Origin of the sequence: Streptomyces regalis (genome assembly GCF_001509475.1) — a bacterium.
Taxonomy (GTDB): domain Bacteria; phylum Actinomycetota; class Actinomycetes; order Streptomycetales; family Streptomycetaceae; genus Streptomyces; species Streptomyces regalis.
In genome coordinates, this window is record NZ_LLZG01000001.1 from 197,025 (window position 1) to 222,697 (window position 25,673).

Here is a 25,673-nt window from a genome sequence, read left to right on the forward strand (position 1 = left end):
ATGCGTCCCCGTCGGCAGCTATACGCTTGAGTCATGGATACTTGAGGCATGGATGTGGAGCTGAGGCAGTTGCGCTGCCTCGTCGCGATCGTCGACGAGGGCAGTTTCACCGACGCCGCCATCGCCCTCGGCGTCTCCCAGGCAGCCGTCTCCCGCTCGCTGGCCTCGCTCGAACGGGCCCTGGGCGTACGGCTGTTGCGGCGGACCTCCCGCGAGGTGAGCCCGACGGGGACCGGGCTGCGCGTCCTGGCGCACGCCCGGCGGGTGCTCGGCGAGGTGGACGACCTGGTTAGGGAGGCCGGCTCCGGCCACGGCCGGCTGCGGATGGGCTACGCCTGGGCGGCGCTCGGCCGACACACCCCGGCCTTTCAGCGCCGCTGGGCAGCCGCGCACCCCGGGACCGATCTGCAACTCGTGCGCGTCAACTCGGCCTCCGCCGGTCTCGCCGAGGGAGCCTGCGACCTGTCCGTCGTACGCCGCGCGGTGGACGACCGGCGGTTCGACTCCGCGATCGTCGGGCTGGAGCGGCGGCTGTGCGCCGTGGCCGCCGACGACCCGCTGGCCCGGCGCCGCGCGGTCCGGCTGGCCGACCTCAGCGGCCGTACCCTCCTCGTCGACCGCCGCACCGGTACCACGACCGCCGACCTGTGGCCGCCCGACGCGCGTCCGGCGACCGAGGAGACGCACGACGTCGACGACTGGCTCACGGTGATCTCCACCGGCCGCTGCATCGGCGTGACCGCCGAGGCCACCGCCTACCAGTACCCGCGCCCCGGCATCGTCTACCGGCCGGTACGGGACGCCGTGCCCATCGCCGTACGGCTGGCCTGGTGGCGCGACGACCCGCCTCCCGCCGCCCAGGCCGCGATCGAGCTGCTCACGACGCTGTACCGGGGCGACTGAGGCCCGTACGCGGGCGACTCACGCCCGGCAGGGGAGCGGCGGGCGACACCACAAGGCGCCACAGGGGGCGAAAGGCCACGACGCAAAAGGGCGGGAAGGGCCCTATCCACTTCTCGCGGATCCTGATTGCGCGGTGCGCGGCCGTCATCCGCTTCCCCGCGCCGGTTCTGGGTCCTTCCCGTCACCTCCAGCACACCATGCGCGCGGCCGATACGCCAGGGCCGCTCGGCCCCTGTACGGGCAGCAGGCGATGTCGGAAGGTGACAAGGCGGGCCTGACGGGTACCCATGAGCGGATCCTGCCGGCAGCGGGAGAGCCGTCGAGTGGAGGTGAGGACGCTGTGCGTTTCGCGTTCCGTGACGCCGACGTACGCGGACATCCCCCGGATGCCGCATGCGCACGGTGCTGCCCCGCACACGGCCCGGAAACCGACCAGGCGCGGTGGGGGTGACCGATGCACAGGCCCCCGACCCCCGACAGGGCGCGCGAGGCGCTCGCCCCCGCCCTGCGCGACGTACGCGCCGTCGTCTTCGACACCGACGGAGTGATCACCGACTCGGCCAAGGTGCACGCCGCCGCCTGGAAGGTGGCCTTCGACGGCTTCCTGCGCGCCCACCCGCCCGAGGACCCCGACCGGCGTCGCCCCTTCGACGAGCAGGACGACTACCTGCGGTACGTCGACGGCAAGTCCCGCCTCGACGGAGCCGAGGCTTTCCTCGTCGCCCGCGGCATCGAGGCATCGGCCGAGACCGTGCGGGCCGTCGCCGCGGACAAGGAGCGCCTGTTCACCGAGAAGCTGCGCGAGCACGGCGTCGAGGCCTACCCGGGGACCGTACGGCTGGTGAAGGCGCTGCGTGCGGCGGGAGTGCCCCGTGCCGCGGCCTCCGCATCCCGGCACGCCGGCGAGTTGCTGAGCCGGGCAGGGGTGCTCGACCTGTTCGACGTCCTCGTGGACGGCGGCGAGGCGGCCCGGCTGGGCCTGGCGGGCAAGCCGGAGCCCGATCTGTTCCTGGAGGCGGTCCGCCGGCTCGGCGTCCCTGCCGACCGGGCCGCCGTCGTCGAGGACGCCCTGGCCGGGGTGGAGGCGGGTCGGCGCGGCGGATTCGCCCTGGTGGTCGGCGTGGACCGGGCCGCCGGTGCGGACACCGGGGCGCGGCTGCTGCGGCACGGCGCCGACATCGTCGTCCCCGACCTCGGAGAACTCTGCGCGGGAGGAGCGCCGACGTGACGGACCGGAGCTCGGAGGCCGAGGAAACGGGCTGGAGCTGGGAGTACGAGGGCTACAGGCCCGCCGACGAACGCCTTCGGGAGTCGCTGTGCACGCTCGGCAACGGCTACTTCGCCACCCGGGGCGCGCTTCCCGAGTGCGCCGCCGACGAGGTCCACTATCCGGGAACGTATGTGGCCGGCATCTACAACCGGCTCACCTCCAGGGTGGCGGGCCGCCGTGTGGGGAACGAGGACATGGTCAACGTCCCGAACTGGTTGCCCCTGCGCTTTCGCCTCCCCGACGGGCAGTGGATCGTCCCCGACACCGCGACCGTGCTCGACCACCGGCAGCTGCTGCACCTGTCCGCGGGGATGCTGGAGCGCCGGACGCGGTACGGCCTCGGCGACGACCGGGTATTGACGGTGCGTCAGCAGCGGATCGTCCACATGGCCGATCCACATCTGGCAGCTCTGCGCACCGAGTTCACGGCTGAGGGATTCTCCGGCCCGCTCGAGGTGGAGGCGGCTCTCGACGGCTCGGTCACCAACTCCGGCGTGCCGCGCTACCGGGACCTCGACGGCCGCCATCTGACCCACATCCACACCGGCACCGCCACCCCGGACACGGTCTGGCTGCGCTGCCGCACCCGTACCTCCGACATCCGGATCGGCATCGCGGCCCGGCTGACCGCCGACGTGCACGTCACGAGCCGTCACGAACGGCCGTACGCCATCCAGCAGTTGACGCTCGACCTGGCCCCCGGCCGCACCGTCACCATCGACAAGACCGTCGCCCTGCACACCTCCCACGACCCCGCCATCAGCGACCCGCTGCACGCCGCCGTCGACCGGGTGGGCCGGGCCCCCGGCTTCGACTCCCTGGTCGCGTCCCACCGCGCCGCCTGGGGCCAGCTGTGGCGCCGCGCCGAACTCGACGTCCCCGGCGAGTCGGGCCGCATCCTGCGCCTGCACCTCTTCCACGTCCTGCAGACCCTCTCCCCGCACACCGCCGACCTCGACGTCGGCGTGCCCGCCCGGGGACTGCACGGCGAGGCCTACCGCGGCCACGTCTTCTGGGACGAACTGTTCGTCCTGCCCTACCTCAACCTGCACTTCCCCGAGGTCTCCCGCGCCCTGCTCCGCTACCGCCACCGGCGCCTCGAACAGGCCTGCACCAGTGCCCGGGCAGCGGGGTACCGGGGGGCGATGTACCCCTGGCAGAGTGGCAGCGACGGGCGTGAGGAAACCCAGCAACTGCATCTCAACCCGCGCTCGGGACGCTGGCTGCCCGACCACTCCCATCTCCAGCACCACGTCGGCTCGGCGATCGCGTACAACGTGTGGCGATACTGCGAGGCGAGCGGCGACATGGAGTTCCTGCACACCAAGGGCGCCGAGATGCTGTTGCAGATCGCCCGCTTCTGGGCGCACAAGGCCGTCTACGACGACAGCCTGGGCCGCCACCGCATCAAGAGCGTCGTCGGCCCCGACGAGTACCACGAGTCCTACCCCGGTGCCGCGGCGCCCGGCCTCGACGACAACGCGTACACCAACGTCATGGCCGCCTGGGTGCTCACCCGCACCATGGAGCTGCTGGGTGCCCTGCCCGAGCCCCGCCGCCGCGAACTCGTCGAGCGCACCGGCCTGGACGCCGGCGAACTCGACCGGTGGGAGGACGTCTCGCGCACCCTCCACGTCCCCTTCCACGACAACGTCATCAGCCAGTTCGCGGGCTACGGCGACCTCGCCGAGCTCGACTGGAACGGCTACCGCGGCCAGTACGGCGACATCCGCCGGCTGGACCGGATCCTGGAGGCGGAGGGCGACACCGTCAACCGCTACAAGGCCTCCAAACAGGCCGACGTCCTGATGCTCGGCTACCTCTTCTCTCCGGCCGAACTGCGGGGCCTGTTCCACCGGTTGGGGGTGCGGCTGGACGAGGACACCTGGCGGCGCACCGTCGACTACTACATGCACCGCACCAGTCACGGCTCCACGCTCAGCGGCCTGGTCCACGGCTGGGTGCTGGCCCGCGCCCGGCGGGCGGAGGCGTGGAAGTTCTGCCAGGAGGCCCTCCAGGGCGACATCGCCGACGTACAGGGCGGCACCACCGGCGAGGGCATCCACCTCGGCGCGATGGCCGGCACACTCGACCTCGTCCAGCGCGGGCTGACCGGCCTGGAGACCCGCGAGGGCGCACTGTGGCTCGACCCCGTGCCGCTGCCCGAGCTGTCCTCGTACGGGTTCGCCCTGCGCTACCAGGGCAACTGGGGCGTACGCCTGCGCCTGGAACGCGGACTGCTGGAGATCGCGGTCCCGTCCCACGACATCTCACCGATCGACCTACGGCTGCCGGGCCGCGAGGTGACCCTGCAGCCGGGGGAGACGGGACGACTCGTCCTTCCGGAGTGAGGCCGGCCCGGTGCGGGACACGGCCGACGGGGAGAGGCTGGGAGGACGGCGGAGCCTGCGTGGAAGCCGCGGGATCCGGCGCGGAAACCCGCGGTTCCTGCACGGAAAGGGGAGCGCGATGAACGGCCCGGTTGTCGTAGGGGTGGACGGTTCGCCGTCGAGTCTGGCGGCCGTGGAGTTCGCGGCGCGCGAGGCAGGGCTGCGGGGCGTTCGGCTCCGGCTGGTGCATGCCTTCGTCCGGCCGGCCGCGCACATACCGGCCGGCGGGCGGCCCTGGGAGCCGAGCGGCGCCGGGCTGCGCGAGCTGATCGACGGCACGCTCACCAAGGCCGAGCGGCGCGCTCACGAGACGGCGCCCGGCGTCGAGATCGTGCGCGAAGTCGTCGTCGGCGAACCGTTGACGGTGCTGGAGATCGAGTCGCGCACCGCATCCCTGGCCGTGGTCGGGAGCCGGGGCCACAGCCGCTTCGGCGCCCTGCTGCTCGGCTCCACCGCAGGTCATCTGGCCGCCCACGCCGCCTGCCCGGTGCTGGTGGTGCGCGGCAGGCCGAACCCCGACGGGCCCGTCCTCCTCGCCGTCGACGGCTCGCCCGCCGCCCGGGGAGCCGTCGAGTTCGCCTTCGCCCTGGCATCCCTGCACGGCACGGACCTGGTGGCGCTGCACGCCTGGAGCACCCGGACCGAGCGTGCCTACGAGGCTCCCGCCGACCCGCCCTTCGTGACGTACGACGAGGACCGGCTGCGCGACGAGGAGGAGCGCGTGCTCGCCGAGGCGCTGGGCGGGCTGCGCGACGTGTACCCCGACGTGGCCGTGGACCGCAGGCTGGTGCGCGGCCGGATCCGCCACACCCTCATCGAGGCCAGCGCCGAGGCCGGGTTCGTCGTGGTCGGGGCACGCGGGCGGGGCGGGTTCGCCGGGCTGCTCCTGGGCTCGGTCGGCCAGGCCGTGCTCCACCACGCGCACTGCCCGGTTGTTGTCGTGCGGTCCGGTGAGGGGTGACGGGGGCGAATGGCCCGGGTGCCGGGCTCAGAGGTGCGCCGCGTGGTCCGGGACGTAGTTCTGCAGATCGCGCGGCGGCCGCTGATAGCCGGTGGACTCCGGCCTGTCGGGCAGGTCCGGGACTGGCGGGGACACGTCCTGGTACGGCACCGAGTCCAGCAGGTGGGCGATCATGTTCAGCCGGGCCCGGCGCTTGTCGTCGCTCTCGACGACGTACCAGGGCGCCTCGCTGATGTCGGTGTGCACCATCATCTCGTCCTTGGCCCGGGAGTACTCCTCCCAGCGGGTGATCGACTCCATGTCCATCGGGGACAGCTTCCAGCGCCGCAGGGGGTCCTCCAGGCGGCGCCGGAAGCGGTCCTGCTGCTCCTCGTCGCTCACCGAGAACCAGTACTTGCGCAGCAGGATCCCGTCCTCCACCAGCATCCGCTCGAAGATGGGGCACTGGCGCAGGAAGAGCTGGTACTCCTCCTTGCTGCAGAAGCCCATGACGTGCTCGACACCGGCCCGGTTGTACCAGCTGCGGTCGAACAGCACGATCTCCCCGGCGGCCGGCAGATACCCGATGTACCGCTGGAAGTACCACTGCGAGCGCTCGCGCTCGGTCGGCTTGGGCAGGGCCGCGATCCGCGCCACCCGTGGGTTGAGATGCTCCGTGACCCGCTTGATGGTGCTGCCCTTGCCCGCCGCGTCCCGCCCCTCGAAGACGACGACCAGACGGGCGCCCTCCGCACGCACCCACTCCTGCAGTTTCACCAACTCCGTCTGCAGGCGCAGCAGTTCCTTCTCGTACGTCTTGCGCGGCAGCTTCTCCGCCTTGTCGCCGGCCATGCCGCCTCCCGCCGCCTGCCCGAACACCAGAACAGCACCGTACTGACCGACGGTGAGCCGCGCACCCCGGACGCACACCTGCGGCCTTTGCGCAGGCCGGCATCCGGCGGGCAGGGTGGGCGCACGGACGGTGTCGATCCCCCGGATGTGGGCTGCGGGTGCCGTATGCGCCGGGATCCACTCTCGTGAGGCGCACGGGTGAATGCCGCGGCGAGCAGGACTGACACCGCCGCTGCCCGGGTACCCAGCGCCGCATGGCGGTGGACAGCAGGACCCAGCCGGCGCGCCCGACGCCGCCCCGGCAGCGCGGGAGACTCGGCCGGGCGTTGCTGCGGTGGGCGACGACGACCGACCACAAGGTGATCGGCAACCTCTACATGACGACCGCCTTCGGCTTCTTCCTCCTCGGCGGCGTCCTCGCGCTGCTGATGCGGGCCGAACTCGCCCGCCCCGGGCTCCAGTTGTTCAGCAACGACCAGTACAACCAGCTGTTCACGGTGCACGGCACGGTCATGATGCTGCTCTTCGCGACCCCGCTGTTCGCCGGGTTCGCCAACGCGATCATGCCGCTGCAGATCGGCTCCCCGGACGTGGCTTTCCCGCGGCTGAACGCCCTGTCGTACTGGCTGTACCTGGGCGGCGGCCTGATGGTCGTGGCCGGCTTCGTCGTACCCGGGGGAGCGGCGAGCTTCGGCTGGTTCGCCTACGCGCCCCTCAACAGTGCGGTGCGCAGCCCCGGCTCGGGCGGTGACCTGTGGGCCATGGGCCTGGTGGTGACCGGTGTGTCCACCACACTCGGCGCGGTCAACTTCATCACCACGATCCTGTGTCTGCGCGCCCCCGGCATGACCATGTTCCGGATGCCGCTGTTCACCTGGAACGTGCTGTTCACCTCGATCCTGATCCTGCCCGCGTTCCCCGTCCTCACGGCCGCTCTGTTCGCCCTGGAGGCGGACCGCAAGTTCGGGGCGCACATCTACGACGCGGCGAACGGCGGCGCGCTGCTGTGGCAGCACCTGTTCTGGTTCTTCGGCCACCCCGAGGTGTACATCGTCGCGCTGCCGTTCTTCGGGATCATCTCCGAGATCATCCCGGTGTTCAGCCGCAAGCCGCTCTTCGGCTACGTCGGCCTCATCGGCGCCACCATCGCCATCACCATGTTGTCCGCGGTGGTGTGGGCCCACCACATGTTCGCCACCGGGGCCGTACTGCTGCCGTTCTTCTCCCTGATGTCCTTCCTCATCGCCGTGCCGACGGGAGTGAAGTTCTTCAACTGGATCGGCACCATGCGGCACGGCTCCCTGTCCTTCGAGACACCCATGCTGTGGGCCTGCGGCTTCCTGGTGACGTTCCTGCTCGGCGGCATGAGCGGCGTCATCATCGCCTCCCCGCCACTCGACTTCCACCTCACCGACTCGTACTTCATCGTCGCCCATCTGCACTACGTGCTGTTCGGCACGGTCGTCTTCGCGATGTTCGGTGGCTTCTACTTCTGGTGGCCGAAGTTCACCGGCAAAATGCTCGACGAACGCCTCGGCCGGATCCACTTCTGGACCCTCTTCGTCGGCTTCCAGACCACGTTCCTGGTTCAGCACTGGCTGGGCGAGCAGGGCATGCCCCGCCGCTACGCCGACTACCTGGCCGCGGACGGCTTCACGCTGCTCAACACGATCAGCTCGATCGGCGCGTTCCTCCTCGGGCTGTCCACGCTGCCGTTCCTCTACAACGTCTGGCGCACCGCCCACTACGGAACACCGGTGGCCCAGAACGACCCCTGGGGATACGGCCGCTCCCTCGAATGGGCCACGTCCTGCCCGCCCCCGCGCCACAACTTCACGGCAATGCCCCGGATCCGCTCCGAGTCCCCGGCGTTCGACCTGCACCACCCCGACATCGCCCGCCTCGACCAAAGGCAGCAGCAGTGAAGACCGAGGCCCGTCTGTTCATCGGCGTGGCGGGGTTCTTCCTCGTCACCACGGTCGGCTACGGCTGGCGTTCCAAGGAACCCGCCGGTACCGCCGTCCTGACCGTCGCCTTCCTGATGGCCGCCCTCGTCGCGTTCTTCCTGCACATGCAGTACCGCAGACGGGGCCTGAGGGCACAGGACCGCCCGGACGCCGAAGTCGCCGACACCGCGGGCCCGCTCCACTTCTTCGCGCCGCGCAGCCCCTGGCCCCTCACGACCGCACTGGGCTCCGTCCTGGCGGCGCTCGGCGTCGTCTACGGCCTGTGGCTGTTCCTGCTCGGCGTCGGCGTGCTCGGGCACGGCGTGTTCGGCATGGTGTTCCAGTACGTGGGCCGGGACGACGCTCAGCGTTCCAGCTCGTCCGCCGACGGTGCCCGCTCTTCCTCGCCGCGGTGGCCATAGGCCCTCAGCACGTACTGCCGCTCCTCGTCCAGCGGCTCGTGGCTCTCCTCGTAGCCGCCCGCGATGGTCTGCCGCACCTCGCCGGTCTCCTCACCCTCCGTCAGCCGCTCCCGGTCCGCCTCCTGCAGCGCCACACAGACCCGCTTGGTCACCATGAACGCGAGCGGCGGCAGCAGCACGAAGGCGATCCGGAACACCCAGGTCAGCGCATTCAGGGAGATGCTGAAGGAGTACGCGATGATGTCGTTTCCGCCGGCCGCCAGCAGGACGGCGTAGCAGCTGATCGCCGCGACACCGAGTCCCGTGCGCACGGGCCTGTCGCGAGGCCGGTCGCACAGGTGGTGCTCCTCCCGGTCACCGGTCACCCACCGCTCGGCGAACGGGTACGCGTACAGCACGGCGAACAGGACGCCCGGCAGCACGACCGCGGGCAACAGCACGTTCCACATCACCGTGTGCCCGGCCACCACCGTCTCCCAGGGCGGCACCAGTCGCAGCGAGCCCTCCAGGAATCCGACGTACCAGTCCGGCTGCGAACCCGTCGACACGATGTCCGCGCGATAGGGGCCGTACGCCCAGATCGGGTTGACCTGCGCGACCCCCGAGAGCAGCGTCAGGACCCCGAAGACCATGAGGGACAGGCCGCCCGAAGCGGCTGTGAACTGCGGGAACATGGGCTTGCCGACCGCGTTGCGGTTGGTGCGGCCGCGGCCCGCCCAGTGCGTGTGCTTGAGGTAGAAGACCAGGATCAGGTGCACCGAGATGAGCGCGAGCAGCAGTCCGGGGAGCAGCAGGATGTGCAGCCCGTACAGCCGCGGGATCAGTTCCTCGCCCGGGAACTCGCCGCCGAACGCGAACATGCTCACATACGTCCCCACCACCGGGATCGACAGCATGATGCCCTGGGCGATCCGCAGGCCCGTCCCCGACAGCAGGTCGTCCGGCAGCGAGTAGCCGGCGAAGCCCTCGGCCAGCGCCAGCATGAACAGGGTCACGCCGATCAGCCAGTTGGCCTCGCGGGGCCGGCGGAACGCGCCCGTGAAGAAGATCCGCAGCAGATGCAGCCCGATCGCGGCGAGGAACACCAGGGCCGCCCAGTGGTGCAGCTGACGGAGCAGCAGACCGCCGCGCACATCGAAGCTGATGTCCAGCGTCGACTCGTACGCGGACGACATGCGGCTCCCGGCGAGCGGCACGTACGAGCCGTGGTAGATGACCTCCGTCATCGACGGCTGGAAGAACAGCGTCAACCAGACGCCGGTCAGCAGCAGGACGACGAAGCTGTAGAGGGCGATCTCGCCCAGTAGGAAGGACCAGTGGTCGGGGAAGGCCTTGCGCAGCAGACCGCCGCCCTCGGAGAGCGGCAGTCGCGCGTCGACAAAGTCGGCGGTGCGCTGAGCGGCATGACGGGCTTCCGTGTCGGCACGGGCCCTGCTCCTCCTCCACAGCACGGATCACGAGTGCCCTGGTTGCCGCGGCCGGAAACGGACAGTCACGTACGATCACTCGTTGGTTTGCCCGCCGGCCAGGCGTCCGGCGTCAGGTACGGGAGGGAACGTTGCCGTGGGCGGGCAGCTCGTGCGGGGTCAGCCGGCTCTCGCTCCTGGGCACCTCGTCGGGCTCCCGGTGCTCCCGGACCTCGTGGACCGGGCCCTCGTCGGGCAGCCGGGGCTGCTCCTCGGGGCGTGGCGGAGGCGGTTCCCGGCGCCTGATCCGGGCGCCCAGCACGAAGGCACCGATGAGCAGCGCCACGACGACCAGACCGGCGACGACCAGTCCGATGCCGAGCGCACCTTCTGCGGCGATGTCCGTCCATGCGAAGCTCATGGGGCCGCGAGTACCCCTGGCACCCCGCGCGAACCCGATCACCTGGCGTGCTCAGTGGCGTGCCGGCTGGACCGCGCCACCCTCGGACCCGGCCGGAACCCTTGCGAGCACCGGGTTTGGGCTCACCCGCTCCGGCTACCCGACCGATGTGACACAGACAACGTCCCAGCAGCAGCTCGTCCAGTTCCTGGAGGACCGTTTCGCGGCCGCGCAGGCCTGCACCGAGTGCGCTCGAGCCTGTGCCCTGCGCGTGAGCCTGGTGGATCCGGACGGGACCGAGGAGCAGGACCTTCTGCGCCGCAAGGGCATCCTGTGCGCCGAGGTGTGCGACGCGACCTGCCGGGTGCTCTCCGAGGAGTGCCACGACGAGGGCGCCGAGGCTGCCTTCCGGGTCCAGCTGGAGTGGACCCGGTCGGTGTGCCTGGAGTGCGCGCACCTCTTCGACCGGTACCCGGGCGGCGAGGACACCGCGCAGGTGTGCCGTGACTGCGCACGGGCCTGCACGGACTTCATGGCCACGCTCGACTGAGCCGCTCCTCGCCATTCCCAATTTCTGGAACACGTTCTACGGTGTGCGCCGTCAGGACCGGCCTTGGGGAGCCTGGAGGCGCCGTGCATCTCGAATACACGCCCGAGCAGCAGCGGCTGCGCAACGAACTGCGCGACTACTTCGCCGAGCTGGTGCCGGACCTCGCCCAGACCCGATTCACCAACCCTGCCGACCAGAAGCGCTACTACCGCAAGACTATCCGGCGGCTCGGCACGGACGGCTGGCTCGGCGTGGGCTGGCCCAAGGAGTACGGCGGGCGCGGCCTGACCGCGATGGAGCAGTTCATCTTCTTCGACGAGGCGGCCCAGGCGGGCGTACCGCTGCCCCTGATGGCCCTGAACACCGTCGGCCCGACGATCATGCAGTACGGCACGGACGAGCAGAAGGCGTACTTCCTGCCGAAGATCCTCTCCGGCGAGATCGACTTCGCGATCGGCTACAGCGAGCCCGACGCGGGCACGGACCTGGCCTCGCTCAGGACGCGCGCGGTACGGGAAGGCGACGAGTACATCGTCAACGGCCAGAAAATCTGGACGACCAACGGCGACACGGCCGACTGGGTCTGGCTGGCCACGCGCACGGACCCCGAGGCCCCGCCGCACAAGGGCATCACCATGCTCCTCGTCCCGACCACCGAGCCCGGCTACTCCTGCACCCTCATCAACACCCTTGCCTCGCACGACACCACGGCCAGCTACTACGAGAACATCCGCGTCCCCGTCTCCCGCCGCGTCGGCGCCGAGAACCAGGGCTGGCGTCTGATCACCAACCAGCTCAACCACGAGCGGGTCACCCTCGCCGCCCACGGCACCATGGCCATCCGCGCCCTGCACGACGTGCAGCGCTGGGCCATGGAGACCAAGCTCGGCGACGGCCGCCGGGTCATCGACCTCCCCTGGGTGCGCCGCCGCCTCGCCCAGACCCACACCAAGCTCGACGCCCTCAAGCTCCTCAACTGGAAGATGGTGAGCGCCGTCCAGGAGGGCACACTCACCCCGCAGGACGCCTCCGCCGTCAAGGTCTACGGCTCCGAGGCGCGCCGCGACGCGTACGCCTGGCTGATGGAGATCGTCGCCGCACCAGGGGCGCTGAAGGAGGGCTCGGCGGGCGCGGTGCTGCACGGCGAGCTGGAGCGCGGCTACCGCTCGGCCGTCATCTTCACCTTCGGCGGCGGCAACAACGAGATCCAGCGGGAGATCATCTCGTGGATCGGGCTGGGGATGCCGAGGGTGCGGCGTTAACCTGCGGGCATGGGCGATCCCGGGCTGTTCACCCCGACGTCGGTGACCTGGCAGATGCACGGCGACCCCATGATGTGGGTCGCCGGAATCCGCGCGCTCTACCTCCAGGCCCTGCACCCGCGCGCGGTACGTGGCGTCATGCAGAACTCGGACTTCCGGCAGGATGCCTGGGGCCGGCTGCTGCGCACCGCCAACTTCGTCGGCACGATCAGCTACGGCACCACGGAGGCCGCCGAGAGGGCGGGCGCCCGCGTACGGAAGATCCACAGCATGCTGACCGCCGTCGACCCGGACACGGGGGAGCGGTACGGCGTCGACGAACCCGAGCTGCTGCTGTGGGTGCACTGCGCCGAGATCGACTCCTATCTGCAAGTCGCGCGCCGCTCCGGGTTTCGCCTCACCGACGAGCACGCCGACCGCTACGTCGCCGAACAGCGGGTCAGTGCCCGCCTGGTGGGCCTCGACCCCGGCGCCGTACCGGCGAATCAGGAGGAGATGGCGGCGTACTTCGAGAAGGTGCGGCCCGAGCTCGCGTGCGGACCCGAGGCACGCGCGGTGGACGACTTCCTGCTCCACCCGCCGACGCACCCCCTTCTCGTCCCGGCGCGCGAGGTGCTGTGGCGGCGCGTGGCGCAGTTGGCGTATGCCGCTCTGCCGCCGTACGCCCACGAGCTGTACGGCAGACCGGCCGCGGAACCCGCCACCGTCACCCGTCAGTTGCGTGCCACGGGCACCCTGCTGCGCTGTATTCCCGCACGTCTGCGCTGGCAACTCCCGCCGAAACACATCCTGCGCGCCATGAGCCGACTCGGCCCGGGCTCGCGCCCGGCACCGTACAAACTCGGACGATAGCTCGCCATACTGGACGAGCCGGGGGAGGGTGGGGCGGACCGTGACGGGGGGCGATCGCGGGAGATGGGGGACAGCAGGCTGATCCAGGGCCGGTACCGGCTGCTCGATCCGATCGGGCGCGGCGGTATGGGCGAGGTGTGGCGTGCGCGCGACGAGTCGCTGGGCCGGCATGTCGCCGTGAAGTGCCTCAAGCCGCTGGGACCGCACCACGACCAGTCCTTCACCCGTGTCCTGCGGGAGCGGTTTCGGCGTGAGGCCCGGGTGGCCGCGGCGCTTCAGCACCGCGGGGTGACCGTCGTGCACGACTTCGGCGAGTCCGACGGCATCCTGTTCCTGGTCATGGAGTTGCTTCAGGGCCGCAACCTCAGTCAGCTCCTGGAGGACAACAAGCACCACCCGCTGCCCGTCCCGGATGTCGTCGAGATCGCCGACCAGGTCGCCGCCGCCCTCGCCTACACCCATCAACAGGGCATCGTGCACCGCGACCTGAAGCCCGCGAACATCATGCGGCTCGCCGACGGCACGGTGAAGATCTGCGACTTCGGCATCGCCCGCCTCGGCCACGACATCGGCTTCACCTCCCGGCTGACCGGCACCGGCATCGCGATGGGCACCCCGCACTACATGTCGCCGGAACAGATCAGCGGGGGCGAGGTGGACCAGCGCAGCGACCTGTACTCGCTGGGGTGCGTGCTGTACGAAATCGCCACCGGGGTACCGCCGTTCGACCTCGACGACCCCTGGGCGATCCTCGTCGGCCACCGCGACACCCCGCCCCGGCCGCCACGCAGTCACCGCGCCGAGCTGCCCGAGTACTTCGAGAAGGTCATCCTGGACCTGCTCGCCAAACGCCCCGAGGAACGCCCGTACGACGGCCGCGAGTTGGGGCGGCGGATCGGCCTGGGCCGTACGACACCCGCGTACGTGCCGACGGTGGTGACCCCGCAGCCGGACCTCGGGCGCCAGGCGCCCGTAGCCCGCGAACCCCGCCTGCCCTCCTGGACCCGGGGCATGACCACCGGCCACAAGGCCACCGGCGCCGGACTGCGCACCACACCTCCCGACGCCGGGGCCGGCCTCACCGGCGAGTGGGTCCCGCGGTCGACGACCGGCCGCCCCGAGGAGACCGCCGCACCGGACGAGCCTGCCGCCCCTTCCGCGGCTACGCTCACCGCGCTGGCCGGACGGCACAACGCCGGGCTCAGCCTGGGCCGCCTCGGCCGCTGGACCGAGGCGGGCGAGGTGCACCGGGCCGTCGCCGCCGAGCGCGAGCACCTCCTCGGGCCCGACCACCCCGACACCCTCGCCAGCCGCTACGAGGTCGCCTTCACCCTCAGTCGCACCGGCCGTGCCGCCGACGCCCTGCGCGAGTACAAGCACGTCGCCCGCGCCCGCAGCCTCTCCCTCGGCCCGGACCACCCCGAGACGCTCGCCGCCCGCCAGGAAATGGCCTACGTACTCGGCCAGTTGGGCCGCCACTTCGACGCCCACCAGGTCTACACGTCCGTGCTCACCGCACGGGAACGCGCCATGGGAGCCGACCACCCCGACACCCTGCGCTGCCGCCACAACCTCGCCTTCAACCTCAGCAGACTCGGCCGCCTGGAGGACTCGTACCGCATGGCCGGTGAGGTTGCCGCCGCCCGCGCGCGCGTCCTCGGCCCGAGCCACCCGGACACCCTGGTCACCCGTTATGAAGTCGCTTACGCACTGGGTCAGTTGGGGCGCTGGGCGGAGGCCCTGCAGACCTACGCCGAGGTCGCCGAGGCCCGCGCCCAGGCCCTCGGTCCGGACCACCCCGACACCCTCGCCGCCCGCTACGAGGTCGGCATCAGCCTCGGCCGTCTCGGCCGCAGCGCGGAGGCGCTCCAGCTCTACCGCGAGCTGATCGACGACCGCACCCGCGTGCACGGCCCCGCCCACCCCGAGACCCTCCGCGCCCGCCACGGCCTCGGCGTCAACCTCGGCCGACTCGGCCGCTGGGAGGAGGCCCTCGCCGAATCCCGCGACGTGTGCGCGATCCGCGAGCGCGTCCTCGGCCCCGACCACCCCGACACCCTGGTCAGCCGGCGCGAGGTCGCCGTGAGCCTCGGCTGGCTGGGCCGCTGGCCGGACGCGCTCACCGAGTACCGCAAGGTGGCCGCCGCCCGCGAACACGTCCTCGGCGCCGACCACCCCGACACCCTCGCCAGCCGCAACGACGAGGCCCACTGCCTTCAGCAGCTCGGGCGGGGCGCGGAGGCCGTCGAGCTGTACCGCCGGGTGGCGGTGCTGCGGCAGCAACGGGGGTCCGCAGGCCCGTGAGCCCGGTGTGGTCCCCTGCCGGTGCCTCCTGCGTGGCCGACCTATGGCCGACCTAGATCATCACGTGTTACGAAGAACCATGCCTGTACACGAGGGACACCCGGGACACCGTACATACGACGCAGTCATCGTCGGCGGAGGCCACAACGGCCTGGTCGCCGCCGCCTACCTGGCCCGGGCCGGCCGGTCCGTGCTGGTACTGGAGCGGCTGCACACCACCGGGGGCGCCGCCGTGTCCACGCGGCCGTTCGCCGGCGTCGACGCACGGCTGTCGCGCTACTCGTACCTGGTCAGCCTGCTGCCGAAGAAGATCGTCCGGGACCTCGGACTGGACTTCCGCGTCCGCACGCGCAACGTCTCCTCGTACACGCCGGTGGAGCGCGACGGCCGGCCGACCGGACTGCTGGTCGGGGGCGGCGAGCGGCGCACCCGGGAGGCGTTCGCCCGGCTGACCGGCGGCGAGCGCGAGTACGCGGCCTGGCAGCGGTTCTACGGCATGACCGGCGAGGTCGCCCAGCGGGTGTTCCCGACGCTCACCGACCCCCTGCCGAGCCGTGAGGAGCTGCGCCGCCGGGTGGACGACGAGGAGGCCTGGCGGATCCTCTTCGAGGAGCCGATCGGTGTCGCGATCGAGGACCGGTTCATGGACGAACTGGTGCGGGGCGTGGTCCTGACGGACGCGCTGATCGGCACCTTCGCCGACGCCCACGACGCGTCCCTGAAGCAGAACCGCTGCTTCCTCTACCACGTGATCGGCGGCGGCACCGGCAACTGGGACGTCCCCGTCGGCGGCATGGGGGCCCTCACCGACGCCCTGGCCACGGCGGCTCGTGCGGCGGGCGCGGCTGTCGTCACCGGCCACGAGGCGGTACGGATCGACACGGACGGCCGTACGGCGGAGGTCACGTATCGGACGGCGGACGGTGAGGGCGTCGCCGCCGCCCGGCACGTGCTGGTGAACGCCTCCCCGCAGGAACTGGCCGCCCTCACCGGCGACACGCCCCCGACCCCCGCCGAGGGCGCCCAGCTCAAGGTGAACATGCTGCTCAAGCGCCTGCCCCGGCTGCGCGACAACTCCGTCGACCCCCGCGAGGCGTTCGCCGGCACCTTCCACATCGCCGAGAGCTACGGCCAACTGGCCACCGCCCACGCCCAGGCCGCCGCCGGGGAACTCCCCACCGCGCCGCCGTCCGAGATCTACTGCCACTCGCTGACGGACCCGACGATCCTCGGGCCCGGCCTCGTCGAGCAGGGCTACCAGACCCTCACCCTGTTCGGCCTGCACACGCCGGCCCGGCTCTTCGAACGCGACAACGACGCCGTGCGTGAGGAACTGCTGAAGTCGACGCTCGCCCAGCTCGACGCCCACCTCGCGGAGCCGCTCGCCGACTGTCTGGCGACGGATGCGGACGGGCGGCCCTGCATCGAGGCGAAGACCCCGCTGGACCTGGAGCGCGACCTGCGCCTGCCCGGCGGCAACATCTTCCACCGGGAGCTGACCTGGCCGTACGCCCAGGAGGGCACGGGGCGCTGGGGCGTGGAGACGCGGCACGCGAACGTGCTGCTGTGCGGGGCGGGCGCGGTGCGCGGGGGCGGGGTGAGCGGGGTGCCGGGGCACAACGCGGCGATGGCGCTGCTGGAGAGCGCCGACGGCTGACGCCGCCCAGGCCCGGGACGCCGCCGACGGCTGACACGGGTCGACGATGCCGGGGGAGTTGCGCTCCCACTCGTCGACCATCTCGGTGAACGTGAGACCTGGCGCGATCGCGTTGACGCGAATGCCCTCCCGGCCGTACGTGAATGGAGTTGTTGACGATCGCCCCGCGCCCGGCGGTCGCGCGGATGTCGGCGATCTCGGCCTTCATGGCCAGCCACGGCCCCTTTGAAGGCCAGGTCGAGCCGGCCGTACAGCTCGACGGTCCGTTCCACGGCGGCCCGGACGCTGCCGGCGTCGGCCAGGTCACAGCGCACGCACTCCGCGGTGCCACCGACTGCCCGGATCTCCTCGGTGACCGCCTTGAGCTGCGTCTGAGTGCGGGCCGCGAGGACCACGCGGGCGCCCTCGCGGGCGAACAGCCGCGCGGCGGCGGCGCCGATGCCGCGCCCGGCGCAGGTGACGAACGCGACCTTGCCGACGAGCAGTCCGGTGGCCGTGGTGGGGGTGATCGGTGTGCCGGCCGATGTGTGGTCCGGTGCGTGGGTCATGGCAACGAGCCTGGGTCCGCCCGCCGCCGCTCATCCAGGCACCGGCAGTACCTGGCTGCGCACTCGGCACCCGCACTCGGCACCCGCACTCGGCACCCGCGCATACTGGGGACGTGGACCGACGACAACTGGCGGACTTCCTGCGCGGCAGGCGCGAGCGCATCACCCCCGCCGATGCGGGGCAACTGCGCGCCGCGGCGGCCCGCTACCCCGACGACCCTGAACTGACCGCTCTGATCGCCGAACTCCTCGACGACAGCGAGCAGTTCGCGGCACTGTGGGCGGCCCACGAGGTCACCCCCGCGCCCACCCTCCGCAAGACCTTCGACCACCCTGTCGTAGGTCCCGTCACGGTCAACTGCGACGTCCTCGACATCGCCGACCGGGACCAGCGGGTCGTCATCCACACCGCCACTCCCGGGTCGTCGTCCGACGAGGCGCTACGGTTCCTGTCGGTCGTCGGTGCCCAGCGCCTGCACGTTCCCGGCTGAGCGGTCAGTCGGCGGAGGCCGCCCAGCCCTTCGCCGTCATCCGCGCCGCGTCCGCGGGCCGGGTGTCGTCGAAGACGACGGTGCCCGCCGCCTCCACGCGCAGACCGTCGACGTACGCGCCACGGCCCACGTACAGCCGGTCGGTCGCGTACCGCCAGCGGAGCTCCAGCTGCCGGTGCGCGGGGAGCGGCGCCGTCAGGCGGTGCCAGACGCGGCCGGACCAGCCGGTGACCGTGCCGGTCGGGTGATCCTGCGGGCGCTCGCCGCGGCGTGTCGTCGTGAAGGGGACCTGCTGCCAGGTGGTGCCCCTGTCGGTCGTCGACTCCAGGGTGAGGACGTCCGACTGGGGTTCGGTGTCCCACCACAGGGCGCAGCACAGCCGTGCGTCGCCCGAGGACGTGTCGAGCGCGGGGAGCGCGAGGGTCGCGGTCGTGGCGCTCGCCATTCCCGTGAACCACGCGGTACGGCCGTGCCGGGGGCGGACCGGTACGGCACGGGCCATGTTGTCCGCGGCGGCGACCCGGGGCGCGGAACCGGAACGCCAACTGCGCACCGGGTGGACCGAGTTGCCGAGGACGACGAGGAAGGAGTCGGTCGTCGGGTCGAGGACCAGCGAGGTGCCGGTGAAGCCGGTGTGGCCCGCGGTGCGCGGGGTGGCCATCGCGCCCATGTACCAGTGCTGGTAGAGCTCGAAGCCGAGGCCGTGCTCGTCACCCGGGAAGGCGGTGTTGAAGTCGGTGAACATCAGCTCCACCGACTCCGGCTCCAGGATGCGCGCCCTGCCGTAGGACCCGCCGTTGAGCAGCGTCCGGCCGAGGACCGCGAGGTCCCAGGCGTTCGAGAACACGCCCGCGTGGCCCGCGACCCCGCCGAGGCTGAAGGCGTTCTCGTCGTGCACCTCGCCCCACACGAGCCCACGGTCCAGGCCGGACCAGGGTTTGCGGGCGTCCTCGGTGGCCGCGATCTTCGCCTTCCAGGCGGCGGGCGGGTTGTAGCGGGTGCGGCGCATGCCCAGCGGGCCGGTTATCTCGTCACGGAGGAGGGTGTCGAGCGTACGGCCGGTGATCTTCTCCAGGACCAGCTGGAGGGAGATCAGGTTCAGGTCCGAGTAGAGGTACTTGGTGCCCGGAGCGTTCAGTGGCGCCTCGTTCCAGATGAGTTGGAGCTTCTCCTCGTACGTCGGCGCGTTGTACAGCGGGATCCAGGCGCTCAATCCCGAGGTGTGGGTGAGGAGCTGACGGATCGTGATGTCCTGCTTGCCCGCGCGGCCGAAGTCCGGGAGGTAGGAGGCGACCGCCGCCTCCAGCCCGAGGGCACCCCACTCGATCTGCTGCACGGCGAGGATCGAGGTGAACAGCTTGGACACCGAGGCCAGATCGAAGACCGTCTCCTCGGCCATCGGGATCTGCTGGTCGACCGGGAACTCGACGCCGGTGTCGGTCTTCTCGTCGTACGCCTGGTAGCGCACCGCCGTCCCGATCGGCTGGTGCAGGGCCACCGTGCCGCCGCGCCCGGCGAGCAGGACGGCGCCCGCGTACCAGGGGTGCTTGGGGGAGGGGCCCAGGAACGCCTCGGCGTCGGTGACGAGTCGGCGGAGGTGGGTGGGGAGGAGGCCGGCCTGCTCGGGGGAGCCGTGCCGGAGTGTGCGGTGCCCCTGTGCGGCCGATGCTTCGGCTGGGCCTGCGGGGAACGGCGCGACGGCGATTGCACCGCCCAGGGCAAGGGCTCTTCGGGTCAGTTGACGACGGGTCAGTCCGGTGTGCACCTCATCGGTCATCGCGCAACTCTATCCGGCAACCGAATCTGACGGGCTATCAGATAACCTCTTCCGTCCTCCGGAGGACTGCGGCATCCTGCGCCCATGCAGACGGAGCTGAGCAAGAAACTGGGAGTCGAGCACGCCATCTTCGGCTTCACGCCGTTCCCCGCCGTCGCCGCGGCCATCAGCCGGGCCGGCGGTTTCGGAGTGCTCGGCGCGGTCCGCTACACCGCCCCCGACGACCTCAAACGCGACCTCGACTGGATCGAGGGCCATGTGGAGGGCATGCCGTACGGACTGGACGTCGTCATGCCGGCGAAGAAGGTCGAGGGCGTCACCGAGGCGGACGTCGAGGCGATGATTCCGCAGGGGCACCGGCAGTTCATCAGGGACACCCTCGCCAAGTACGGCGTGCCCGAACTGGCCGAGGGTGAGGCGTCCGGCTGGCGTATCACCGGGTGGATGGAGCAGGTCGCCCGCACCCAGCTCGACGTCGCCTTCGACTACCCGATCAAGCTGCTCGCCAACGCCCTGGGCTCGCCGCCCGCGGACGTCGTGGAGCGCGCCCATGACCGGGGTGTGCTGGTCGCCGCGCTCGCGGGCAGCGCCCGGCATGCCGTCAAGCACAAGGAGGGCGGTATCGACATCGTGGTCGCACAGGGCTACGAGGCGGGCGGCCACACCGGTGAGATCGCTTCCATGGTGCTCACGCCGGAGGTGGTGGAAGCGGTCGACCCGCTGCCCGTACTGGCGGCCGGGGGGATCGGGAGCGGCCAGCAGGTGGCTGCCGCACTCAGCCTCGGCGCCCAGGGTGTGTGGCTCGGCTCCATATGGCTGACCACCACAGAGGCCGAACTCCCCTCACCCAGGCTCATCCAGAAGTTGCTGGCCGCCGGCTCCGGCGACACCGTGCGCTCCCGCGCCCTGACCGGAAAACCCGCACGTCAGCTGCGCACCGAGTGGACCGACGCCTGGGACGACACGAACGGGCCCGGCACCCTCCCCATGCCCCTGCAGGGACTGCTCGTCGCCGACGCCGTCTCCCGGATCCAGAAGTACGAGGTCGAGCCGCTGCTCGGCACCCCCGTCGGCCAGATCGTGGGCCGGATGAACAGCGAACGCAGCGTCCAGGCCGTCTTCGACGACCTCACCCGCGGCTTCGAACGAGCCGTCGATCGCATCAACCGCATCGCCGGAAGGAGCGGCCAGTGACGAGCACACCCCCCGCAGGCTTCTGGGCCCAGGCCGCGGCCGACCCCCACCGCACGGTCCTCGTCGCCCCCGACGGCGAGGAGTGGACCGCCGGCCGACTGCACGCCGCCGCGAACCGCCTCGTCCGCGGTCTGCGCGCGGCCGGCATGGAACGCGGCGACGCCTTCGCCGTCGTCCTGCCCAACAGCGCCGAGTTCTTCACCGCGTACCTCGCCGCCAGCCAGGCCGGGTTCTACCTGGTCCCCATCAACCACCACTTCGTCGGCCCCGAGATCGCCTGGATCGTCGCCGACTCCGGCGCCAAGGTGCTCCTCGCCCACGAACGCTTCGCCGCACCCGCGCGTCACGCCGCCGACGAGGCCTGCCTGCCCGGCACCCACCGGTACGCGATCGGCACGGTCGAGGGCTTCAGGCCGTACGCCGAACTCCTCGACGGACAACGGGAGTCGGCACCCGCCGACCGCACCCTGGGCTGGGTCATGAACTACACCTCGGGCACCACCGGCCGCCCGCGCGGCATCCGGCGCCCGCTGCCGGGCAAGGTCCCCGAGGAGTCGTACCTGGGCGGATTCCTCGGCATCTTCGGCATCCGCCCGTTCGACGACAACGTGCACCTCGTCTGCTCGCCGCTGTACCACACGGCCGTCCTCCAGTTCGCGGGCGCGTCCCTGCACATAGGGCACCGGCTGGTCCTCATGGACAAGTGGGTCCCGGAGGAGATGCTCCGCCTGATCGACGCCCACCAGTGCACGCACACCCATATGGTCCCGACCCAGTTCCACCGCCTGCTCGCCCTGCCCGAGGAAGTGCGGGCCCGCTACGACGTCTCCTCCATGCGGCACGCCATCCACGGCGCCGCCCCCTGCCCCGACCACGTGAAGCGGGCGATGCTCGACTGGTGGGGCCCGTGTGTGGAGGAGTACTACGCGGCCAGCGAGGGCGGTGGCGCCTTCGCCACCGCGGAGGACTGGCTGAAGAAACCCGGCACCGTCGGCAAGGCCTGGCCCATCAGCGAACTGGCCATCTTCGACGACGACGGCAACCGGCTCCCGCCGGGCGAACTCGGCACCGTCTACCTGAAGATGAACACCGGCGGCTTCGCCTACCACAAGGACGAGGCCAAGACGAGGAAGAACCGCATCGGTGACTTCTTCACCGTCGGCGACCTCGGCTGTCTCGACGAGGACGGCTACCTCTTTCTCCGCGACCGCAAGATCGACATGATCATCTCGGGCGGGGTCAACATCTACCCGGCCGAGATCGAGTCCGTGCTCCTGGCCCACCCGGCCGTCGCCGATGCCGCCGCCTTCGGCATCCCGCACGACGACTGGGGCGAAGAGGTCAAGGCCGTCGTCGAACCGGCCCACGGTCACCAGCCCGGCCCCGACCTCGCCGCCGCGATCCTCGACCACTGTGCCGAGCAACTCGCCGGCTACAAGCGGCCCAAGAGCGTCGACTTCATCACCGAGATGCCGCGCGATCCCAACGGCAAGCTGTACAAGCGGCGGTTGCGGGCCCCGTACTGGGAGGGGCGGGCGCGATCCATGTGACCACGGCCCGGCGCGTCGTCCGAGGCCGGTGGCCGGCTGGGAGGCCTCAGGGGCGCGGGCGAGGAAAGGTCTCCAGGGCCTTGGCGAGGCCGGCGGCGTCGGTGCCGACCTTGCGGTAGACGCTGGACAGCAACTGCCGCACACCCTGCTCGGTGAGCCGGAGTTCCTTGGCGATCACTGCCGCCGGGTGGCCCTGGACGGCCAGTTCGGCGGTGCGGCGCTCCTGAGTCGTCAGCGTGTCCGCCTGCGCGTACCGCAGCGGCAGCGGGCGCAGTCCGGCCGCCGAGAGTTCTTCCCTGGCCCGGGCGGCGAGCGCCTCCGCTCCACAGTGGACGGCACCTTCCAGACCTCGGTAGAGGAGATCGGCGGCCTCCTGGACCCGGCCGTTGCGGGACAGGGTGGCGCCGTGGCCGATCAGGGCACGGGCGAGCTCGTAGGAGGCGGGTGACTGTTCCAGGTGGTCCACGGCCTCCGCGTACAGGTCGACTGTCGCCGGTCCGCCGGTCACCTCGGCGAGGGTGTGGAGAGCTTGGCCGATCGTGGAGGCGGCGCCGAAGTCCTGGGCGCGCGTGACGGCGTCCCGGGCGAGGGAGAGCGCACGGTCGGGGTCGGTGGGGGCGAGGGCGGACGCCAGGTGCAGCTGCCAGGGGCACCAGGAAGGGTTGCGCGAGCCCCGTGCGTCCAGCCATTCGCCGACGGCGGACAACAGGCTCGCGGCCTCGGAATGCCGGCCCTCGGCCAGGAGCAGTTCGGCGTACACCGTGCGGGGATCGGGGTAGATGACGGCGTTGGGGACGATCTCACCGTAGCGGTAGGAGTCGGCGAGGCGACGCGCCTCGGTGGTGCGGCCGCGGGCGAGCAGGGTCTGGATGAGGATGCCGATGGCGAACCACTGGGCGGGAACGGCGCCTTCGACCCGGTCGGCGATGCGCAGGCCCTCCAGTGCCAGCTGCTCCGCGTCCGCCAGGCAGCCACGACGGTAGCGGATGTAGCCGTAGAGGGTCTGTCCCAGGGCCAGGTGGGAGCCACGCCAGCCTTTGCCCTCGCACTCCGCGATGCCGTTGGTGAACAGTTCCTCGGCACGCCGGGGCTGGTCGCTGTACATGAACACCAGGGCGACCGACACGGGCACCTCGAAACCCCGGGTCTCGTCCGTCCAGCTCAGTCCACCGCGCAGGGCCTCCTCCGCACACGCGAGGACGGTCTGCCGAGGCTCGCCGCGCACCATGGCGTCCCACGCACGCGAACCCAGGATGTACCGTTCCTCCAGCCCGCGGCCGGTCAGACGCTCGGCCAGGCGTGCCAGCCTGCGTGAGCGGGCGAAGGAGTCGGGCTCGTCGGCGCGGAAGGCGCTCCAGACGAAGTGATCGCCCTGCATGCGCAGTCGGATGCGTGGATGGGTGGCGAGCCGTGCCTCGTCGGCGGACACGGTCGCCGCCTCGGCCAGCCGGTCGGTGTGGGCCAGCGCCTGGGTCAGCCGGTAGACCATGGAGGCCCGCAGATGGGGATCCACGTCGGGCTCTGCCAGTGCCTCCTGGAGATGGCTGACCGTGGCCGTGGGTTCGATCAGGAACGTCGAGCCCGCGAGCTCGTGGAGCAGTGCGGCCCGGTCCTCCGGCAGCGGTGGCTCCTGCAGTGCTCGGGACAGGACGCGCCGGGCAGCCTCCGGAGCCCCGGCCCGAAGATACTCACGGGCGGCATCGCGCAGGCACTCGACCACCTCGGGCCTGCCTTCGCAGGGAACCTCCAGCAGATGCCGGGCAGCGGCGCTCGCGCCGAACCCCGCCGCGCGGACGGCCTCCGCGGCCCTGTCGTGCAGGCCGACGCGCAGGCCCGAGGGGATGGACCGGTAGACCGTCGTGGCGATCAGCGGGTGGACGAACTCGATGCCGCCCCCGGGCCCCTCGGCCTCGGCGAGGATCCGGGCGGCACGCAACTTCTCGGTGGCCTCCACGGCCTCCTCGCTGCCGATCACTGCGAGAGCGGCGGCGAGCTCCCGTGGCACCGGTGGACCCAGTACGGCTGCGGCATGGGCGAAACGGACGGTGGTCGTGCCCAGTGCGTGCAGGCTCTCGATCAGTCCGGTGCCCTTGACCGCCGCGGCCAGGTCCCGCATCGCGGGCAACTCGTCCTGCGCGCCCATCAGATTCCGTTCGGCGAGCCTGATGGCGAGTTCGACGGTCTCGAACGGGCTGCCACCGGTGACCGACCAGCATTCGTCGCAGAACTCGTCCTCGACTCCCTCTCCCAGTTCGTCCCGGACGATCTGGGCCACGCCGGCGGCGCTGAGCCGCGCCAGCGGATAGGGGCGGTCCCCCTGACGTTCGACGACCGTGCGGAAGGGGGCCGCATCGGGCGGCAGTTCGTCGGGCCGGTAGGCGACGATGATCAGGAGCGGAAGATCAGCGGCCCGCGGAGCGAAGGAGGCGAGCCAGCCGAGTGATTCGAAATCGGCCCAGTGCAGGTCGTCCAGGAGCAGCACGAAGGGCGCTTTCATCCCCACGAGGCGCGTCATGACCCAGTCGAGGCCGTCGCGCACCCCGGTCGGGTCCGGCGTGTGGGCGGTGTCCGTCGCCTCCAGGCCGAGCGCGGCGGCGAGGATGTCGTACCAACTGCCCAGGAAGGTACGGCGTTCCGTCTCGTCCATCGTGGCCAGGGCGGGCTGGACAAGCTGGCGCACCAGGTGGAACGCCAACTCCTGGTCCTTCTCGCCGGCCCGGGCCGAGAGCACATGGAAGCCGTGCGCCGCGGCGCGGGCGCGTGCCTTCGTGAGGAGGGCCGTCTTGCCCAGCCCGGCCGGACCGGTGAAGGCGAGGAGTCCAGTGGGCCGTGCCCGCTGCGCGCCGTCGGCGGCGTCACGGAGGTCCGACAGTGCGGAGTCGAGCGCCTGGAGTTCCCGTTGGCGCTCGAGCAACGGGCGGGGCTCGGTGTTCGGTTGCCACGACCCATGCGCCATGTG

Annotated in this window: 18 protein-coding genes and 2 pseudogenes; 14 read left to right on the top strand and 6 right to left on the bottom strand. The window is 71.4% G+C overall.

The window, feature by feature from the left end; genetic code table 11:
* Positions 1-48: 48 nt before the first annotated feature.
* The 4 genes from ADL12_RS00860 to ADL12_RS00875 all read left to right on the top strand — a co-directional run bounded on the left by ADL12_RS00860 (position 49) and on the right by ADL12_RS00875 (position 5,524).
* Positions 49-903: a LysR family transcriptional regulator gene (locus ADL12_RS00860; protein ID WP_062697331.1), complete on the top strand. Its 855-nt coding sequence runs from the start codon at positions 49-51 to the stop codon at positions 901-903.
* A gap of 454 nt (positions 904-1,357) precedes the next feature.
* A complete protein-coding gene (locus tag ADL12_RS00865) occupies positions 1,358-2,131 on the top strand; it encodes an HAD family hydrolase (protein WP_062697334.1) in 774 nt (257 codons plus the stop codon).
* Complete coding sequence (locus tag ADL12_RS00870) at positions 2,128-4,524, top strand: glycoside hydrolase family 65 protein (RefSeq protein WP_062697336.1); 2,397 nt, start codon at positions 2,128-2,130, stop codon at positions 4,522-4,524. Before ADL12_RS00865 ends, ADL12_RS00870 begins: the two co-directional genes overlap by 4 nt.
* A gap of 118 nt (positions 4,525-4,642) precedes the next feature.
* Complete coding sequence (locus ADL12_RS00875; RefSeq protein ID WP_062697338.1) at positions 4,643-5,524, top strand: universal stress protein; 882 nt, start codon at positions 4,643-4,645, stop codon at positions 5,522-5,524.
* A 27-nt stretch (positions 5,525-5,551) separates the two neighbouring features.
* On the opposite strand, the gene ppk2 is transcribed toward ADL12_RS00875, so the two are convergent.
* Complete coding sequence (gene ppk2 / locus ADL12_RS00880; protein WP_062697565.1) at positions 5,552-6,355, bottom strand: polyphosphate kinase 2; 804 nt, start codon at positions 6,353-6,355, stop codon at positions 5,552-5,554.
* A gap of 254 nt (positions 6,356-6,609) precedes the next feature.
* Between ppk2 and ctaD the strand changes: the two genes are divergently transcribed.
* Together ctaD and ctaF are read left to right on the top strand one after the other, a co-directional pair.
* Positions 6,610-8,280 carry an aa3-type cytochrome oxidase subunit I gene (gene ctaD / locus ADL12_RS00885; protein WP_062697339.1) on the top strand — a complete coding sequence of 557 codons (1,671 nt, stop codon included), beginning with the start codon at positions 6,610-6,612 and terminating at the stop codon, positions 8,278-8,280.
* Entirely contained in the window at positions 8,277-8,723 is a 447-nt protein-coding gene (gene ctaF / locus ADL12_RS00890) for an aa3-type cytochrome oxidase subunit IV (protein WP_062697341.1), read from the top strand. The genes ctaD and ctaF overlap by 4 nt, the downstream gene beginning before the upstream one ends.
* Here ctaF and qcrB read toward each other — a convergent pair.
* Entirely contained in the window at positions 8,666-10,174 is a 1,509-nt protein-coding gene (gene qcrB / locus ADL12_RS00895; RefSeq protein WP_079051776.1) for a cytochrome bc1 complex cytochrome b subunit, read from the bottom strand. The two genes, ctaF and qcrB, sit on opposite strands and share 58 nt — an antisense overlap.
* 94 nt (positions 10,175-10,268) lie before the next feature.
* A pseudogene (locus tag ADL12_RS00900) lies at positions 10,269-10,550 on the bottom strand (DUF6479 family protein); the annotation flags it as partial.
* A 148-nt stretch (positions 10,551-10,698) separates the two neighbouring features.
* On the opposite strand from ADL12_RS00900, the gene ADL12_RS00905 reads away from it, so the two are divergent.
* From ADL12_RS00905 to ADL12_RS00925, 5 genes are all read left to right on the top strand, one after another.
* Entirely contained in the window at positions 10,699-11,079 is a 381-nt protein-coding gene (locus ADL12_RS00905; protein ID WP_062697343.1) for a four-helix bundle copper-binding protein, read from the top strand.
* Positions 11,080-11,162: 83 nt separating this feature from the next.
* Positions 11,163-12,341, top strand: coding sequence for an acyl-CoA dehydrogenase family protein (locus ADL12_RS00910; RefSeq protein WP_062697345.1), 1,179 nt, complete (start codon positions 11,163-11,165; stop codon positions 12,339-12,341).
* A 9-nt stretch (positions 12,342-12,350) separates the two neighbouring features.
* A complete protein-coding gene (locus tag ADL12_RS00915) occupies positions 12,351-13,193 on the top strand; it encodes an oxygenase MpaB family protein (protein WP_208614445.1) in 843 nt (280 codons plus the stop codon).
* A gap of 63 nt (positions 13,194-13,256) precedes the next feature.
* The gene (locus tag ADL12_RS00920) at positions 13,257-15,497 is read left to right on the top strand and encodes a serine/threonine-protein kinase (RefSeq protein ID WP_062697347.1); all 2,241 of its coding nucleotides are present in this window, start codon (positions 13,257-13,259) and stop codon (positions 15,495-15,497) included.
* A gap of 79 nt (positions 15,498-15,576) precedes the next feature.
* Positions 15,577-17,154, top strand: coding sequence for a phytoene desaturase family protein (locus ADL12_RS00925; RefSeq protein WP_062697348.1), 1,578 nt, complete (start codon positions 15,577-15,579; stop codon positions 17,152-17,154).
* Between the two features lie 39 nt (positions 17,155-17,193).
* Here the strand turns inward: ADL12_RS00925 and ADL12_RS49435 are convergent.
* A pseudogene (locus tag ADL12_RS49435) lies at positions 17,194-17,702 on the bottom strand (SDR family NAD(P)-dependent oxidoreductase); the annotation flags it as partial.
* Here ADL12_RS49435 and ADL12_RS00930 point away from each other — a divergent pair.
* On the top strand, positions 17,678-18,193 hold the full coding sequence (locus tag ADL12_RS00930) for an MmyB family transcriptional regulator (RefSeq protein WP_482261696.1): 516 nt from the start codon (positions 17,678-17,680) through the stop codon (positions 18,191-18,193). The pseudogene ADL12_RS49435 and the gene ADL12_RS00930 overlap by 25 nt on opposite strands.
* A gap of 4 nt (positions 18,194-18,197) precedes the next feature.
* Here ADL12_RS00930 and ADL12_RS00935 read toward each other — a convergent pair whose 3' ends face one another.
* The gene (locus ADL12_RS00935; protein ID WP_062697351.1) at positions 18,198-19,970 is read right to left on the bottom strand and encodes a serine hydrolase domain-containing protein; all 1,773 of its coding nucleotides are present in this window, start codon (positions 19,968-19,970) and stop codon (positions 18,198-18,200) included.
* An 84-nt stretch (positions 19,971-20,054) separates the two neighbouring features.
* Here ADL12_RS00935 and ADL12_RS00940 point away from each other — a divergent pair, with 84 nt between their 5' ends.
* Together ADL12_RS00940 and ADL12_RS00945 are read left to right on the top strand one after the other, a co-directional pair.
* Positions 20,055-21,164 carry an NAD(P)H-dependent flavin oxidoreductase gene (locus ADL12_RS00940; RefSeq protein WP_062697353.1) on the top strand — a complete coding sequence of 370 codons (1,110 nt, stop codon included), beginning with the start codon at positions 20,055-20,057 and terminating at the stop codon, positions 21,162-21,164.
* On the top strand, positions 21,161-22,714 hold the full coding sequence (locus ADL12_RS00945; protein ID WP_062697355.1) for an acyl-CoA synthetase: 1,554 nt from the start codon (positions 21,161-21,163) through the stop codon (positions 22,712-22,714). The genes ADL12_RS00940 and ADL12_RS00945 overlap by 4 nt, the downstream gene beginning before the upstream one ends.
* A gap of 46 nt (positions 22,715-22,760) precedes the next feature.
* Here the strand turns inward: ADL12_RS00945 and ADL12_RS00950 are convergent, their stop codons facing one another.
* Positions 22,761-25,670 carry an ATP-binding protein gene (locus tag ADL12_RS00950; protein WP_062697357.1) on the bottom strand — a complete coding sequence of 970 codons (2,910 nt, stop codon included), beginning with the start codon at positions 25,668-25,670 and terminating at the stop codon, positions 22,761-22,763.
* Between the last annotated feature and the right edge of the window lie 3 nt (positions 25,671-25,673).